This window comes from Bradyrhizobium sp. UNPA324 (assembly GCF_006658635.1).
Taxonomy (GTDB): Bacteria; Pseudomonadota; Alphaproteobacteria; order Rhizobiales; family Xanthobacteraceae; genus Bradyrhizobium; species Bradyrhizobium nanningense.
The window spans coordinates 279,376-294,375 of the sequence record NZ_LFJD01000004.1 but is presented as its reverse complement, the minus strand read 5'-3'; the positions used below and the strand labels follow the sequence as shown (position 1 = coordinate 294,375).

Sequence of the window (15,000 nt, the reverse complement as noted above, 5' to 3'; positions counted from 1 at the left end):
AATTGCCCGTGAATCAGGGGCTTCGGCCCCCCACCTGAAAGAGATCAGATTGATGGCAGCCGGTCCTGGCGTCCGCCGTTCGGAGCTCGGTGACGCCTTACGCGCGTGTCGCACGGCGTTCCTCGGCGTCGGCTTGATGAGCTGCATGATCAACCTGCTCTATCTGACCGGGTCGATCTTCATGCTGGAGGTCTACGACCGGGTGCTGCCGAGCCGCAGCATTCCGACCCTGGTCGGCCTGATCATGCTCGCCGGCTTCCTCTACATGGCGCAGGGCGTGCTCGACATGATCCGCAACCGGATCCTGGGCCGGATCGGCACCGCGCTGGACGAGGCGCTCAACAAGCGCGTGTTCGACACCATTGTGCGCCTGCCGCTCCTGGTCGGCAGTCGCAACGAAGGTCTCCAGCCGCTGCGTGACCTCGACAATGTCCGCTCCTTCCTCGGCGGCATGGGCCCGAGCGCGTTCTTCGATCTGCCCTGGCTGCCGCTCTATCTCGCCATCTGCTTCGCCTTCCACGTCATGATCGGCGTCACCGCATTGATCGGCGCCATCATCCTGGTCAGCCTGACGCTGGTCACCGAGTTCATGTCCCGCCAGCCGGCGAAGGAGGCGATGGGCCTTGCCGCCCAGCGCAACGATCTCGCCCAGGCCAGCCGCCGCAACGCCGAAGTCATGGTGTCGATGGGCATGGCCGGCCGGATGAACCAGCGCTGGAGCGAGGCCAACGAAAGATATCTCGCCGGCAATCAGCGCGCGAGCGACGTCGCCGGCGGTCTCGGCGCGGTCGCAAAGGTGCTGCGCATGATGCTGCAATCGGCCGTGCTCGCGGTCGGCGCCTATCTCGTCATCCACCAGGAGGCGACCGCCGGCATCATCATCGCAGGTTCAATCCTCTCCGCCCGCGCGCTGGCGCCCGTCGATCTCGCCATTGCGCACTGGAAATCCTTCGTCGCCGCGCGCCAGAGCTGGCATCGTCTCACCCGCCTGTTGGAGCAGATGCCGGCGCAGACGATGCCGACCCAGTTGCAGGCGCCCACCAGCCGGCTCTCGGTCGAAGGCGTCGCCATGGTGCCGCCTGGCGACCAGCGCCTCATCGTGCAGGACATCACCTTCACGCTCGCCGCGGGCAACGGCCTCGGCGTGATCGGCCCGAGCGGCTCCGGCAAGTCGTCGTTGATCCGCGCGCTGGTCGGGGTCTGGCAGCCGGTTCGCGGCAAGGTGCGGCTCGACGGCGCGGCGCTCGATCAATGGTCGTCCGACATGCTCGGCCGGCACATCGGTTATCTGCCGCAGGACGTCGAATTGTTCGGCGGCACCATCGCCCAGAACATCAGCCGGTTCGATCCCGAGGCGACGTCCGAGGCCATCATCGCGGCGGCTAAAGAAGCCGGCGTGCACGAGATGATCATCAAGATGCGCGAGGGTTACAACACGCAAGTCGGCGAGCAGGGCACCGCGCTCTCGGCAGGCCAGGCGCAGCGCGTGGCGCTGGCGCGCGCGCTCTACGGCAATCCGTTCCTGATCGTGCTCGACGAGCCCAACTCCAACCTCGATACCGAAGGCGATGAGGCGCTGACTCGCGCCGTCCGCGCCGCGCGCGAGCGCGGCGCCATCGTCGTCGTGGTGGCGCACCGTCCGATCGGCGTCGAGGCGGTCGACCAGGTCCTGGTGCTGCGCGACGGCCGCATGCAGGCGTTCGGCCCGAAGGAACAAGTGCTCGCCCAGGTGCTGCAGCCGCGCGCGACGCCGCCGGCGCCGATCAAGATCGTCAGTGAAGGCGGAGTGGCCAAGCCATGAGCACGATGGCCATCGGCGGCCCGAAGCCTGCCGCGAAGAAGACCGTTCGGGACTCGATCAAGTTTCACCTCTTGCTCGGACTTGGCATCGTGCTGGTGCTGATCGTCGGCCTCGGCGGCTGGGCCTCGACCGTGCTGATCTCGGGCGCGCTGATCGCGCCGGGCCAGATCGTGGTCGAATCCAACGTCAAGAAAGTGCAACATCCGACCGGCGGCGTAGTCGGCGAGGTGCGCGCCCGCGACGGTGACCTGGTCAAGGCCGGCGACATCGTTGTGCGGCTCGACGATACCGTCACCAAGGCCAACCTTGCCATCGTCACCAAGAATCTGGACGCCGCGCAGGCGCGCGCGGCGCGCCTTCAGGCCGAGCAGCGCGGTGTCGACAAAATCGAATTTCCGCAAAGTTTGCTCGAACGCGCTGACGATCCCGACGTGAAGCTGCTGCTCTCCGCCGAAACCAAGCTGTTCGACGTCCGCGTCAACGGCCGCGCCGGACAGAAGGCGCAGCTGCGCGAGCGCATCACGCAGCTCAACGAGGAGATCGCGGGTCTCAGCGCCCAGGAGAAGGCCAAGGACCAGGAGATCGCGCTGGTGCAGAACGAGCTCACCGGCGTGCGCGATCTCTACGACAAGCGTCTGGTGCAGCTCTCGCGCCTGACCCAGCTCGAACGCGACTCGGCGCGCCTCAACGGCGAGCGCGCGCAGTACATCGCTTCACGCGCCCAGGCCAAGGGCAAGATCACCGAGACCGAGCTGCAGATCATCCAGGTCGACAAGGACGTGGTGAGCGAAGTCTCCAAGGACCTGCGCGAGACCAACGACAAGATCGGAGAGCTGATCGAGCGTAAAGTTGCCGCCGAAGACCAGCTTCGCCGCATCGACATCCGCGCGCCGCAGGACGGCATGGTGCTGCAATCCAATGTGCACACGGTCGGCGGCGTCGTCACCGCCGGCGACGCTCTCATGCTGATCGTGCCGCAGGCCGACGACCTCCAGGTCGAGGCCAAGGTCAATCCGGTCGACATCGACAAGCTCCAGATCGGCCAGAAGACGCTGCTGCGCCTCTCCGCGTTCAACCAGCGCACCACGCCCGAGCTCAACGGCCTCGTCAGCCGCGTCTCGCCCGACGTCACCACCGACCAGCGCACCGGCCAGAGCTATTACACTATCCGCGTCTCGATGCCGGCCGAGGAGATCGCCCGCCTCGGCGACGTCAAGCTGATTCCCGGCATGCCGGTGGAAGCCTTCGTCCAGACCGGCGACCGCACCATGCTGTCCTATCTGTTGAAACCGCTGCACGACCAGTTGATGCGCGCGTTCAGGGAGAAGTGACGCGCGAAAGCGCGTCATCCCGGAGCGCGCTTGGCGCGCATTCGGGATCTCGATCGGCACACTCGCTGTCATCGCCCGGCTCGACCGGGCGATCCAGTATCCCAGAGACAGCGGTGATTGAGCCGAGAGGCCGCGGCGTACTGGATGCCCCGGTCGAGCCGGGGCACGACAGTTGTGGGTGTGGCGTGCAATCCGTCCTTCGCTGACGATTGCCATCGTCTTTGCTATAGTTCGACTCCAGCACAGCAAATCCGGCGGTCGACCATGCAATCTCCACCCCCCATCGCCACCGAATCCTTCTCCGACGCGTCCCTCGCCGTCGCCCGCCTCGAGGAGATCTACGAGCGCAACACCAAGTTCCTGCGCGACCGGTTCGAGGCCTATGTCGGCGGCGAGGGGATCGCGACGCGGGTGCGGGCCTACTATCCTTTTGTCCGTATCACCACCGCGACGCATGCGCGGCTGGATTCGCGTCTCGCCTACGGCTTCGTCGCCGGGCCCGGCGTGCATGAAACCAGCGTGACGCGGCCGGATCTGTTCCGCAGCTATCTCGTCGAGCAGATCGGATTGCTGATCCAGAATCACGGCGTGCCCGTCGAGATCGGCGAATCGGCCGAGCCGATCCCGATCCATTTCGCCTATCGCCGCGACATCAATATCGAGGCCGCCATCACCACCAGCGAGAATTCGTCCGTCGCGCGATCGCTGCGCGATGCGTTCGACGTGCCTGATCTCGCCACCATGGACGATTCCATCGCCGACGGCACGTTTGAGCTCCGACCCGGTGCGCCCGAGCCACTGTCGCTGTTCCGCGCCGCCCGCGTCGATTACTCGCTGCGCCGGCTCTATCACTACACCGGCACCGATCCCGAATATTTCCAGAACTTCGTGATCTTTACCAACTACCAGTTCTACGTCGATGCATTCGCGCAAGCCTGTCAGCAGCGGCTTCAGTCGGGTGAGGCCGGCCTCGATGCCTTTGTCGCGCCAGGCAACGTCATCACGCAGAGCGGCGGCGCGATCAGCGGCACCGCGCCGTCTCGTGCGCCGCAGATGCCGGCCTTCCATCTGGTCGTATCGGGCTATCGCGGCATCAGCCTGATCAACATCGGCACCGGCCCGTCCAACGCGCGCAACGTCACCGACCACGTCGCCGTGCTGCGCCCGCATGCCTGGCTGATGCTCGGCCATTGCGCAGGCCTGCGCAACACGCAGCGGCTCGGCGACTACGTGCTCGCGCACGGCTATGTGCGCGAGGATCATGTGCTCGACCGCGAGCTGCCGCTCTGGGTCCCGATCCCGGCGCTGGCCGAGATGCAGGTCGCGCTCGAGGAGGCCGTCGAGGACGTCACCGGTCTGGAAGGTTTCGAGCTCAAGCGCCTGATGCGCACCGGAACGGTGGCGAGCGTCGATAACCGCAATTGGGAGATCTCCGGACCTGAGGTGATCCGCCGCCTGTCGCAGTCGCGTGCCGTGGCACTCGACATGGAATCGGCCGCGATCGCCGCCAACGGCTACCGCTTCCGCGTGCCCTACGGCACGCTGCTGTGCGTGTCCGACAAGCCGCTGCACGGCGAGATCAAGCTTGCCGGCATGGCCAGCGAGTTCTACCACCGCCGCGTCGGCCAACACCTCGAGATCGGCCTGAAGGCGCTGGAGCGGCTCAAGCAGCAGGAATCGGAGCGGCTACATTCGCGCAAGCTCCGCAGTTTCGCCGAGGTGGCCTTCCAGTAAAGGACACCGGAACTGCCGTACGAACGCTGACGTCTCCGTGAGCGCAGCGCCCCGGAATATTGCCGCCAAGGCAGGGTTATCAATTCGTCCGGGGCCGCTTGAAACAGTACAGGAGACAGACATGATCGCAGCGATGATCAGACTGGTCGCGTTGGGTACGTTCGCGGCAGCCCTGTTGAGCTCGCCGGCATTTGCAGCGGGCGGAGGCGGCGGTGGCGGAGGCGGGGGCGGCGTCAGCTCCACGGATCCCTACGCCGGAGCCTATTCAGACCAGAAGCCGCAACCGACCTATCCGAAGCGCCCGGGCGCCAAGGCAACCCAGAAGGGCAAGAAGCCGAACAACCAGTCCAGTATCGACGATCCCACATTCGCGGCCGGCTATCGCATGGCCTATGACACCATCTACGGGCGCAACGACTATGCGGCGGCGATCGCGCAATTGAAGTCGCTCGGCCATGACGACCATCCGAACGTCGCCAACCTCATCGGTTACTCCTATCGCAAGCTCGGCGACTACGAGCAATCGCAGGTCTGGTATGAGCGCGCATTGAAGGCAGATCCGAACCACGTGCTGACGTGGCAATATTACGGGCTGTGGCAGCTCGAGCGGGGCAATCGCGAGCAGGCGCTCTATCACCTCGGCCGCATTGCAGCCATTTGCGGGACGAATTGCGAGGAATATCGATCGCTGGCCGCGGCACTCGACAAGCCGACTGGCACGGCGCTCGTCTACTGAAGCTGAGGAGCAGCCGGTTCATCGAGCCGCGCTGCTGTCGGGCTTCGGACGAACCCATGTCCTTGCGCGGATAGTGACAAGGCGTCAGATTTTCAGCATTGTCCCGTTCGGGGGGGAACGGGACAATTGGATGCCGCTGACGCGCGACAGGATCATCGGCCATGACCTCGAACGGCTGGCCTTTCGCTTCACCATGCTGAACGAGGGCGAGGTCGTGCAGTGCCAGATCAGCGACGCCGCGATGGACGAGCTCGCGGGCATGCAGGGCACCGAAAGCAGCGCGCGGCAGGCGCAGTTCCTGTCGCTGCGCGAGACGATCGAGCGGATCGCGTCGGAGATTTATGACGAGGCGCCGCGGGTGCCGGGCTACGTGGTGCGGATTTTCATGCGGCATTTGGGGCGGTAGGCTCACATACTCCGCTGTTGCGGCTCGATCTCCGCTGTCATGCCCCGGCTTGACCGGGGCATCCAGTACGCCGCGGCCGATCGACTCGATTACAACTGCCTCGGAGTACTGGATCGCCCGGTCGAGCCGGGCGATGACAGTGGTGTTGGTGGCGAGACTATCCGACACACTCACAGCAGTAGCCGCTCACCCTTCCAGCTTCCTCAGCAGCAGCCTCATCGCCTCCGCCGCGAACACTTGCATGTTGCCGAGCCGGTCATTGTTGCCCGTCTCCAGCGTCATCACCTCTGACGCAGGCCCCGCCACCGCCATGCAGCTATGGCCGGCGGCATCGCCGTAACGGTTGCCGGTGGGGCCGGCAGCGCCGGTCTCGGACAGGCCCCAGTCGCTGTTGAAGCGCGTTCGCATCTGCTCGGCCAGCAGTTGCGCGTAGGGCTCCGAGGAGGAGCGAAAGCCCTTCATTCCTTCGTCCGAAATATCCATCAACAGGCGCCTGGCATCGCGGGTATAGACCACCGCGCCGCCGAGGAAATAGGCGGACGCGCCGGGCACTGCGAGCAGGCTGGCGGCGATCAGGCCGCCGGCGGAGGACTCCGCCACTGCAATGGTCTGCTTGCGCGCGATCAGTTTGGCGGCGACCTGTTCCGCAATGCCGACGAGCTCTTTCATTCCCTGAACCTCCCATTTCCCGCAACCGAGCTGCGCCTTCCTAGCATATGCCAGAAGCCCTGGCCGAGTTGCGGGCGCCGGGCAGGCCTGCTTGAATGATGGTACGAGAAAAGACATGCGAGGAAACGTGACAAGGGAGACGTCATGGCGTCCCTGATCGCCGGTGGCATCGATTGCGATGTGCATCCGGCCGTGCCGCATCTGACCAGCCTGCTGCCCTACCTGAACGATTATTGGCGCGATCAGGTGACGACGCGCGGCATGGTCGACCTCGTCTCGCAATCCTATCCTCAAAATTCGCCGATCACCGCCCGCCCGGACTGGCGCCTCGAAACGGGAAAACCCGGCGAGAGTCTGGAGGCCATGCAGCGTCATGTGCTCGATCCCTTCCAGCTCAAGCATGCCATCTGCAATCCGCTCTACGGCGTGCAGATGGTGTTCTCCGAGGACATGCAGGCGGCCTTCTGCCGTGGGCTGAACGACTGGCTCGTGAAGGAATGGCTCGATCGCGATCCGCGGCTGCGCGGCTCGATCGTGATTCCCACCCAAAGCGTCGAGAAGGCCGTCGCTGAGATCGAGCGCTGTGCGCAGGACGAGCGCTTCGTTCAGGTGCTGATGCTGGTCATGGGTGACACGCCGCTGGGCAAGCGCGCGCTGTGGCCGATCTACGAAGCCGCGGAACGGCTGGAACTACCCGTCGGAATCCACGCGGGTTCCGCCTATCACAATCCGCCGACCGCCGTGGGGTGGGGTTCCTATCACATCGAGGATTATGTCGGTCAGGCCCAAGCGTTCCAGACGCAGCTTACCAGCCTGATCGTCGAGGGCGTGTTCGTCAAATATCCGCGCCTGAAAATGGTGATGCTGGAGTCGGGCGTCTCCTGGATCTCGCCCTATCTCTGGCGGCTGCACAAGTTCTGGCGCGGGGTGCGGATGGAAACGCCGTGGGTCGATCGCGCGCCGCTGGACATTGTGCGCAGCAACATCCGCTTCTCGTTACAGCCATTTGATGCACCGCCAGATGAGGCGACATTAAATCGCCTGTTTGAGCATATGCAGTCTGACGAATTGGTCCTATTCTCCACGGACTATCCGCACTGGCAGTTCGATGGCCCGGACGCGCTGCCCGAAGGTCTGTCCCCCGATCTCGTGCGCAAGATCATGATCGACAATCCGCATGCAACCTATCCCCGCCTGACGTAAGCCGCTGCCAGAGGAGGCAAGGCGATGAATATCCAGTTCCGCGAGAACCAAGAAGCCGCTTCCCCACTGACCGTCAAAACCGCGATCGCGGACTGCGACATCCATCCGGCGCGCGCCACCCGCACTGAGCTCTATCCCTACCTCGCCAAACGCTGGCAGCATCATCTCGAAGTCTACGGCGTCCATGCCTATCAGGGCATGATGGAAGGTCCGCCTTACCCAAAGGCGCAGCCCAACGCTTCGCGCCGCGATGCCTATCCGCCGGAGGGCGGGCCGCAAGGCTCCTCGCTGTCGTTCATGCAGAAGCAGCTGCTCGATCCCAACAACGTGCAATTGGGCGTGCTCAATCCGCTGGGCACCGGGCAGGGCATCCGCAATCACGAGCTCTCCGCGGCTTTGTGCTCGGCGATCAACGACTGGCAGATCGATAAATGGACCAGCAAGGACAAGCGCCTGAAAGCCTCGATCGTCGTCGGCAATGAGGACGGCCTGTCGGCCGCCGCCGAGATCCGCGAGCGCGCCGGCGACAAGAACTTCGTGCAGGTGCTGCTGCTCAGCCGCAATGTCGAGCCGCTCGGCCAGCGCCGCTATTGGCCGATCTACCAGGCCGCGGAAGAAGCCGGCCTTCCGGTCGGCGTCCATGCCTTCGGCTTCGGCGGCAACCCGATCACGCCGTCAGGCTGGCCGAGCTACTACATCGAGGAGATGGTCGGACATTCGCAGTGCCAGCAATCGGCGCTGGCGAGCCTCGTGCTCGAAGGCGTGTTCGAGCGCTTCCCGAAATTGAAGATGGTGATGATCGAGGCCGGCTTCGGCTGGGCGCCGTCGCTGGCTTGGCGGCTCGACAAGGTCTGGCAACGGCTGCGCAGCGAGGTACCGCATGTGAAGCGGCCGCCGTCGGAATATATCCGCGAGCAGGTGTGGTGGACGACGCAGCCGATGGAGGATCCGGAGCGACGCGAGGATCTGTTCGACGTCATCAACTGGATCGGCTGGGACCGGCTCCTGTTCGCCACCGACTATCCGCATTGGGACTATGACGAGCCGTCCCGCGTCTTGCCGGCCGGCGTCAGCGAGGCCAATCGCGAGGCGTTTTACCTCGGCAATGCGCGCAAGCTCTATGGAATAGCTTGATGGCGCGTCATGTGATTGCCGCGGTCGAGGAGCTTCCGCCGGGCACGCGAAAATTCCTCGAGATCGACGGACGGCCGATCGCGGTCTTCAACATCAAGGGCGAATATTTCGGCCTGATGAACCGTTGCCCGCATCAGGGCGCGGCGCTGTGCGAGGGCCCGCTGATCGGGCTCGCGCAGTCAAAGGACCCCGGTGAGATCGAATACACCAAGCAAGGGGAGATCATCCGCTGCCCCTGGCACGGCTGGGAGTTCGACATCCGCACCGGCCAGTCCTATTGCGATCCCCGCCGTTTCCGCGTGAAGGCCTATCCGGCGCATATCGAGCCGGGCGCCAGCGTGGTGAAGGGGCCGTATGTCGCTGAGACGATTCCGGTGAGCGTCGAGAGCGACTACGTGGTGGTGGAGCTGTAGCCTCCCCTGTCATTCCGGGGCGGTTCGAAGGACCGAGCCCGGAATCAATCGTGCAATAGGAATGTTGGGAGAAATGGATTCCGGGCTCGCCTCTGCGAGGCGCCCCGGAACGACATCCAGCTAATGCCCCGCAGCCGGCTCCGCCACCGCATCATAAGTCGGCACCGCCTTGCCTCCGCCGCGATACACCGTCGACGCCGCGATGATGCCGAGCAGCGCGGCGAACATCAGCCAGAAGCCGGGTGAGGCCTTGTCGCCGGTGCGCTCGATCAACCAGGTCGAGGCGAACGGCGTGAAGGTGCCGAACAGGGCGGCGGCGAGCGCAAAGGCGAGCGAGAAGCAGGTCGTGCGCACATGCGCCGGCACGATCTCGACCAGCGCACCCAACATGGTGCCGCTGTAGACGCCGAAATAGAACGAGAACATCATCTCGACCGCGAGCAGCTTGCCGAAGGTCGGCGCCGCCACCAGCCAGTGCAGCGCCGGGTAGGCGGTCGCCAGCGACAGGCAGGCGATCACGATCAGCACCGGCTTGCGGCCGATGCGGTCGGAGAGCGCGCCGCCGACCGGATTCCAGAAGAAGTTGGTGACGGCGACGAGCAGCGTGACCAGCAGCGCGTCCTGCGTCGACAGCTTCAGCACGGTCTTGCCGAAGGTCGGCGTGTACACAGTGACGAAGTAGAACGTCGTCGTGGTCAGGATCGCGATCATCATGCCGAGGATGACGATGCGCCAGTTGGCGAGCGCGGAGGCGAATACCTCGCTCGCGGTCGGGTGCTTCTTCATGGCGAGGAAGGCCGGCGTCTCCTCCAGCGTCCGCCGCAGGACAAAGATCAGGGGAATGATCAGGCAGCCGACGAAGAAGGGAATGCGCCAGCCCCAGGCGGCGACGGTGTCGGCCGGCATCACCTCGGAGAGGAGATAGCCGAGGATCGAGGCCACGAAGATCGCGACCTGCTGGCTCGACGACTGGAACGAGGTGTAGAAGCCGCGATTGCCGGGCGTGGAGATCTCGGCGAGATATACCGATACGCCGCCGAGCTCGACGCCGGCGGAGAAGCCCTGCAACAGGCGGCCGATCAGCACGATGACTGGCGCTGCGATGCCGACGGTCGCATAGCTCGGGCAGAACGCGATCACGACGGTGCCGATGGCCATGATGCCGAGCGTGACGATCAGGCCCTGGCGACGGCCGATCCGGTCGATATAGGCCCCGAGCACGATCGCACCGACCGGCCGCATCAAGGCACCCAGCCAGAACACGCCGAAAGTGTTGAGCAGGGACGCCGTCTCGTTGGTGGAGGGGAAGAACGCCTTGCCGATCGCGGCGGCATAGAAGCCGAACAGGAAGAAGTCGAACTGCTCGAGGAAATTGCCGCTCGTTGCGCGCAGGATGGCGCCGATGCGCGACTTGATCGCGGGCGGATTGGTCGAGGTGGCTGGTCCAGCCATGGCGTTTGCTCTCCTGGGAAAGGGGTGGCCGGACCGGGAAATCATCTCACGGTAAGGCGACAGACTGCGACAATCTGCCCTACCCCTTCCCGCGCAAGACCTGGCGAGTCAATCCGTTTTGCGGAGGAAGCTGCTGATTTTTCAGGCCCTATTTTGCGTTGCAGCAATCAGCCATTGGCGGAACGCGGTCAGCTTGGGCGCCTCCCGGCGGCCTTCCGGCGCGACCAGGTAGAACCCGGCATCGGTCGGCAGCGCAATCCTGAAGGGAACCACCAGCCGGCCCTTGGCAATGTCATCCCGGACATAGGAGGTCCGTCCCATCGCGACGCCAATGCCGTCGATTGCGGCCTGGATGGTCATGAAGATCATGTCGAAGGTGATGCCGGGGTGCCTCGCGATGTCGGCCGGCAGGCCCGCTGCGGTCAGCCATAGCCGCCAGTCGTCGCTGTTGGTGTTCGAGGTGTGCAGCAATGCGTGGTTACGCAGATCTTCTGGCCGGCGCAGCGACTTGTCGCCGCGAAGCAGCGAAGGACTGCACACCGGAAACAGCTCATCCGCCATCAGCCAATCGGCACGCAGGCCCGGCCACTGGCCGCGGCCGTAGCGGATCGCGGCATCGACATTGTCACGCTGGAAGTCGACGAGGCTGGTCGAGGTGGTGATGCGCACGTCGAAGCCGGGATGCTGCTCCTGGAAATCCGTCAGGCGCGGCAGCAGCCATTTTGCCGCGAGCGAGGCCAGCGTCGACACCGTCAGCACCTTGTCGTCGTCCTTGCGCAGCAACCGGTCGGTCGCAAGCCGGAGGTCGTTGAAGGCGGCACGGACGCCCGGCAAATAGTCGCGCGCTTCCGGTGTCAGGGCGAGCGCGCGGTTCTGCCGGATGAACAGGCGGATGCCGAGCTCCTCCTCGAGCCTTCGGATTTGATGGCTGATCGCAGTCTGCGTCACGTTCAGCTCGGCGGCCGCCAGCGTGAAGCTGAGATGGCGTGCGGCGGCCTCAAACGCCCGCAATCCGTTCAGGGACGGCAATCTGGCAGTCATTTGGCAGCAGGATACATGACGTTATTTCATGCGAAAGAGTACAAATTGTCGTTTGTCGCAGTGCAATATAAGGCATATTTTAGCTGCCAAGTTAGCTCTAGGAGCTGAAGATGTCTACCTTGACCCACAACTCGATGACAAATCATCATGTGCCCGGCCTGATCCAGCAGGTCAGTGAGACCCTTCATCTGTGGCACGAGCGCTATCGCAACAGGCGCGAGCTCACCCAATGGACCGCGCGTGACCTCCAGGACGTCGGACTGTCCTGGAGCGACATCGCCTTTGAGGCCGACAAACCCTTCTGGCGGGCCTGATTGGCCGCCAGGCCGGCGCCGCCTGAACACAGGGGCGCCGACCTGAAGCAATATTCCGACACGCTGCGCACCCGATATGGCACGGCGCTCAACGTGCGCTTTGTCGAGCCGCGCGACACCGACGAGCTCCAGCACTATTTCCGTTCGCTCTCGACCCGCTCCCGCTACAACCGCTTCTTCGGGGCCATCAGCGAGCTGCCGAACGGGTTGCTGCACGATTTTCTCCAGATCGGCGATCGCGAGCGCTTCACGATCGTTGCGACCATGATGGTCGACGGCTTCGAGACCATCGTCGCCGAGGCGCGCTACGCGCTGCACGCCGAAACCGCGATGCTCGAATTCGGCCTCTCGGTCGGCGACCGCTGGCAGGGCCACGGCATCGCCACCGCGCTGATGAAGAATCTCGAATGCCGCGCCGCCGCGCTCGGCGCCGAGCACATGTTCGGCGAGACGCTGCGCTCCAACGAGACCATGGTCTCGCTCGCCCGCAAATCGGGCTTCAGGTTCGTCAATCACCCCGACGACTGGAAGCTGGTGCGCTTCGACAAGGAGATCACGATCGCGCCGAAAGAGATTCCCTGCGCGAGCTGGCGTCTCGCCGCCCTTTCCCGTCAGGCCGAACGCCCCTCAGCCTCGGCCTGACACGACTGAGAGCCCGGCGTGGTGAAGACCAGCCGGGCTTTTTTTTGATCTCCTAATCCGTCATCCTGAGGCGCTCGTTCTGCGCCCTTTCGCAGAACGAGCCTCGAAGGATGAACGGCTCCGCTGTTTCCAAGCAGTTCCCACAGCAACAGTCGGACCGTCGCCCTTCGAGGGCCGCTGAAGAAGCGGTCGCCTCAGGGTGACGGTTGATAGATTTCGGATGCCGCCTACTTCCCCGTGAACACCGCTTTCCGCTTCTCGATGAACGCCTGCACCGCCTCCTTGTGATCGGCGGTCGTGGTCAGGCGGACCAGCCGCTCGGCCTCGTGGTCGCGCGCGGTCTCGAAGTCGAACAGCACGGCCTCGTCGAGATTGTCCTTCATGTAGCGCAGGGCCAGGCGCGGGCCTTCGGCGAGCGATTTGGCCAGCGCGAAAGCCTCAGTCTGCAATTTGTCGTCGGGCACGACGCGGTTGACGAGGCCGATCGCCTCGCAGCGCGCCGCATCGACGCGGTCGCCGGTGAACATCAATTCGCGCGCCCGCGCGGTGCCGACCAGCCGCGTGAGCAGCCAAGCGATGCCGTAATCGCCAGAGAGCGCGATGCGGGCATAGCCGGTCGCAACGAAGGCGGATTGCGCGGCGATGCGGATGTCGCAGGCCATGGCGATGGCGAGCCCGGCGCCGACCGCGGGGCCGGGCAGGGCGGCGATGGTCGGCTTGCGTACCGACACCAGTGCGCCGGTGAGCAGCCGCTGCCGCTCCTGCAGATCGGCGATCCGCTCCTCGAGCGACATGTCCAGCTTCTTGGGGTCGCGATGCGCACCCATGCCCTTGACGTTGCCGCCGGCGCAGAAGGCGTCGCCTGCGCCGGTGAGCAGCAACGCGCCGACGTCGCGATCCTCGCCACAGGTCCGGATCATCGTGCGCAGCGCCGGCGTCAGCGCGTCCGACAGCGAATTGCGCGCCTCCGGCCGGTTCAGCGTGATGACAGCGACGCGGTCGCGGATCACGCAGAGGAGCTCGTTGGTACCGGTGTCGATTTTGGTTTCGGTGGTCATGTCACCTCCCTGTTCTTGTATCGCTCTCGTAGGGTGGGTCAGCCCTGCGGATGCGCGAAGCGCATCTGCTCGGCATAACCCACCGCCTCTCGGACACGCGGTGAATAAAGAGGTGGATTACGCCTTCGGCTAACCCACCCTACGGCCGCTCGCTTCAAAACGTCTCCACCCAGGGCCGCAGCTCGAGCTCCCAGCTCCAGGCGCTGCGCGGTTGCTGCAGCACGCTCCAATAGCTCTGCGCGATTGCATCGGGATCGAGCATCGAATCCGGCTTGTCCGCGGCTTCCGTGCGCGCCGCGCTACGGATGCCGCCGTCGATGACAAAATGCGCGACATGAATGCCCTGCGGCGACAGCTCGCGCGCCAGGCTCTGGGCGAGGCCTCGCAACGCGAACTTACCCATCGCGAAGGAGGCCGACTGCGCATAGCCCTTGACGCTGGCCGAGGCGCCGGTGAACAGGATCGCGCCGTGCTTGTTCGGTAGCATGCGTTTTGCGGCCTGTTGCGCCACCAGAAAACCGCCATAGGCGCTGACCGCGATCGCATTGGCGACATCGACTGGGACGAGCTCGACGAACGGCCCGCGCGTGCGGCCGCTGGCATTGTAGACCACGAGATCGGGCGTGCCGATCTCGCGCTCGACCAGGCCGAACAGCCGCTCGACCTCCTCCGGCTCCGCAGCGTTGCAGGCATAGGCTTTCGCGCCGGTCTCGCTGCAGAGCGCGCCAAGCTTCTCGATTTTTCGTGCGGCCAGCGCAACGCGAATATTCTGGGCGGCCAACAGCCGCGCCAGCGACGCGCTCAGGCCTTCGCCGGCGCCGACGATGAGGGCGATCTTGTATTTCGGATGTTCCATGGCGTGATCTCTCAGGGCTGGGAGCCGTTGATCTATGCATGGGTCGCGCGAACAACCAGCCGGCGCGATCACAATTCCGCAGAGCGAATTGCTCCATCATTGCGATCATGCCTCCCTGACAATTTGCGGCTTTATCGCTCTCCGCGGCTGGAGCATGATCGACATCATCCCAAGCGGCAAGCGCCAAATCAGCGCAGAATGTCCGCAAGG

Annotated in this window: 15 protein-coding genes; 10 read left to right on the top strand and 5 right to left on the bottom strand. The window is 64.7% G+C overall.

What is annotated here, in order from left to right:
• Positions 1–52 precede the first annotated feature (52 nt).
• From UNPA324_RS01405 to UNPA324_RS01385, 5 genes are all read left to right on the top strand, one after another.
• Positions 53–1,801: a type I secretion system permease/ATPase gene (locus tag UNPA324_RS01405; RefSeq protein ID WP_128922299.1), complete on the top strand. Its 1,749-nt coding sequence runs from the start codon at positions 53–55 to the stop codon at positions 1,799–1,801.
• Positions 1,798–3,132, top strand: a complete 1,335-nt coding sequence (locus UNPA324_RS01400) for an HlyD family type I secretion periplasmic adaptor subunit (RefSeq protein WP_141933094.1) — start codon at positions 1,798–1,800, stop codon at positions 3,130–3,132. The genes UNPA324_RS01405 and UNPA324_RS01400 overlap by 4 nt, the downstream gene beginning before the upstream one ends.
• Positions 3,133–3,396: 264 nt before the next feature.
• Positions 3,397–4,866: an AMP nucleosidase gene (locus UNPA324_RS01395; protein ID WP_128922297.1), complete on the top strand. Its 1,470-nt coding sequence runs from the start codon at positions 3,397–3,399 to the stop codon at positions 4,864–4,866.
• Positions 4,867–4,987: 121 nt separating this feature from the next.
• Positions 4,988–5,602 carry a tetratricopeptide repeat protein gene (locus UNPA324_RS01390; RefSeq protein ID WP_128922296.1) on the top strand — a complete coding sequence of 205 codons (615 nt, stop codon included), beginning with the start codon at positions 4,988–4,990 and terminating at the stop codon, positions 5,600–5,602.
• Positions 5,603–5,732: 130 nt separating this feature from the next.
• A complete protein-coding gene (locus tag UNPA324_RS01385) occupies positions 5,733–6,008 on the top strand; it encodes a DUF1488 family protein (RefSeq protein ID WP_128922295.1) in 276 nt (91 codons plus the stop codon).
• Positions 6,009–6,194: 186 nt separating this feature from the next.
• On the opposite strand, the gene UNPA324_RS01375 is transcribed toward UNPA324_RS01385, so the two are convergent.
• The gene (locus tag UNPA324_RS01375) at positions 6,195–6,677 is read right to left on the bottom strand and encodes a CinA family protein (RefSeq protein WP_141933092.1); all 483 of its coding nucleotides are present in this window, start codon (positions 6,675–6,677) and stop codon (positions 6,195–6,197) included.
• A 144-nt stretch (positions 6,678–6,821) separates the two neighbouring features.
• Between UNPA324_RS01375 and UNPA324_RS01370 the strand changes: the two genes are divergently transcribed.
• Genes UNPA324_RS01370 through UNPA324_RS01360 form a run of 3 tightly spaced genes read left to right on the top strand, consistent with a single transcriptional unit; the run spans position 6,822 to position 9,427 of the window.
• On the top strand, positions 6,822–7,880 hold the full coding sequence (locus UNPA324_RS01370; RefSeq protein WP_141933090.1) for an amidohydrolase family protein: 1,059 nt from the start codon (positions 6,822–6,824) through the stop codon (positions 7,878–7,880).
• Between the two features lie 24 nt (positions 7,881–7,904).
• On the top strand, positions 7,905–9,014 hold the full coding sequence (locus UNPA324_RS01365) for an amidohydrolase family protein (protein WP_128922292.1): 1,110 nt from the start codon (positions 7,905–7,907) through the stop codon (positions 9,012–9,014).
• Positions 9,014–9,427 (top strand): Rieske (2Fe-2S) protein, encoded by a 414-nt coding sequence (locus UNPA324_RS01360; RefSeq protein ID WP_128922291.1) that lies wholly within the window; start codon positions 9,014–9,016, stop codon positions 9,425–9,427. The genes UNPA324_RS01365 and UNPA324_RS01360 overlap by 1 nt, the downstream gene beginning before the upstream one ends.
• Before the next feature lie 120 nt (positions 9,428–9,547).
• On the opposite strand, the gene UNPA324_RS01355 is transcribed toward UNPA324_RS01360, so the two are convergent.
• Together UNPA324_RS01355 and UNPA324_RS01350 are read right to left on the bottom strand one after the other, a co-directional pair.
• Positions 9,548–10,879: an MFS transporter gene (locus tag UNPA324_RS01355; RefSeq protein ID WP_141933087.1), complete on the bottom strand. Its 1,332-nt coding sequence runs from the start codon at positions 10,877–10,879 to the stop codon at positions 9,548–9,550.
• 141 nt (positions 10,880–11,020) lie between these two features.
• A complete protein-coding gene (locus tag UNPA324_RS01350; protein ID WP_141933084.1) occupies positions 11,021–11,920 on the bottom strand; it encodes a transcriptional regulator GcvA in 900 nt (299 codons plus the stop codon).
• Positions 11,921–12,030: 110 nt separating this feature from the next.
• On the opposite strand from UNPA324_RS01350, the gene UNPA324_RS01345 reads away from it, so the two are divergent.
• Together UNPA324_RS01345 and UNPA324_RS01340 are read left to right on the top strand one after the other, a co-directional pair.
• Entirely contained in the window at positions 12,031–12,234 is a 204-nt protein-coding gene (locus UNPA324_RS01345; protein ID WP_141933082.1) for a DUF1127 domain-containing protein, read from the top strand.
• Complete coding sequence (locus tag UNPA324_RS01340) at positions 12,235–12,876, top strand: GNAT family N-acetyltransferase (RefSeq protein WP_141933080.1); 642 nt, start codon at positions 12,235–12,237, stop codon at positions 12,874–12,876.
• A 227-nt stretch (positions 12,877–13,103) separates the two neighbouring features.
• Here UNPA324_RS01340 and UNPA324_RS01335 read toward each other — a convergent pair whose 3' ends face one another.
• Positions 13,104–13,934, bottom strand: coding sequence for an enoyl-CoA hydratase (locus UNPA324_RS01335; RefSeq protein WP_128922286.1), 831 nt, complete (start codon positions 13,932–13,934; stop codon positions 13,104–13,106).
• A 154-nt stretch (positions 13,935–14,088) separates the two neighbouring features.
• Positions 14,089–14,790, bottom strand: a complete 702-nt coding sequence (locus tag UNPA324_RS01330; RefSeq protein ID WP_128922285.1) for an SDR family NAD(P)-dependent oxidoreductase — start codon at positions 14,788–14,790, stop codon at positions 14,089–14,091.
• Between the last annotated feature and the right edge of the window lie 210 nt (positions 14,791–15,000).

What these genes read in the sequence shown, in the direction of transcription:
- UNPA324_RS01405 (WP_128922299.1), top strand. Translation starts at nt 53, where the DNA reads ATGGCAGCCGGTCCTGGCGTCCGCCGTTCGGAGCTCGGTGACGCCTTA.
- UNPA324_RS01400 (WP_141933094.1), top strand. Translation starts at nt 1,798, where the DNA reads ATGAGCACGATGGCCATCGGCGGCCCGAAGCCTGCCGCGAAGAAGACC.
- UNPA324_RS01395 (WP_128922297.1), top strand. Translation starts at nt 3,397, where the DNA reads ATGCAATCTCCACCCCCCATCGCCACCGAATCCTTCTCCGACGCGTCC.
- UNPA324_RS01390 (WP_128922296.1), top strand. Translation starts at nt 4,988, where the DNA reads ATGATCGCAGCGATGATCAGACTGGTCGCGTTGGGTACGTTCGCGGCA.
- UNPA324_RS01385 (WP_128922295.1), top strand. Translation starts at nt 5,733, where the DNA reads ATGCCGCTGACGCGCGACAGGATCATCGGCCATGACCTCGAACGGCTG.
- UNPA324_RS01375 (WP_141933092.1), bottom strand. Translation starts at nt 6,677, where the DNA reads ATGAAAGAGCTCGTCGGCATTGCGGAACAGGTCGCCGCCAAACTGATC.
- UNPA324_RS01370 (WP_141933090.1), top strand. Translation starts at nt 6,822, where the DNA reads ATGGCGTCCCTGATCGCCGGTGGCATCGATTGCGATGTGCATCCGGCC.
- UNPA324_RS01365 (WP_128922292.1), top strand. Translation starts at nt 7,905, where the DNA reads ATGAATATCCAGTTCCGCGAGAACCAAGAAGCCGCTTCCCCACTGACC.
- UNPA324_RS01360 (WP_128922291.1), top strand. Translation starts at nt 9,014, where the DNA reads ATGGCGCGTCATGTGATTGCCGCGGTCGAGGAGCTTCCGCCGGGCACG.
- UNPA324_RS01355 (WP_141933087.1), bottom strand. Translation starts at nt 10,879, where the DNA reads ATGGCTGGACCAGCCACCTCGACCAATCCGCCCGCGATCAAGTCGCGC.
- UNPA324_RS01350 (WP_141933084.1), bottom strand. Translation starts at nt 11,920, where the DNA reads ATGACTGCCAGATTGCCGTCCCTGAACGGATTGCGGGCGTTTGAGGCC.
- UNPA324_RS01345 (WP_141933082.1), top strand. Translation starts at nt 12,031, where the DNA reads ATGTCTACCTTGACCCACAACTCGATGACAAATCATCATGTGCCCGGC.
- UNPA324_RS01335 (WP_128922286.1), bottom strand. Translation starts at nt 13,934, where the DNA reads ATGACCACCGAAACCAAAATCGACACCGGTACCAACGAGCTCCTCTGC.
- UNPA324_RS01330 (WP_128922285.1), bottom strand. Translation starts at nt 14,790, where the DNA reads ATGGAACATCCGAAATACAAGATCGCCCTCATCGTCGGCGCCGGCGAA.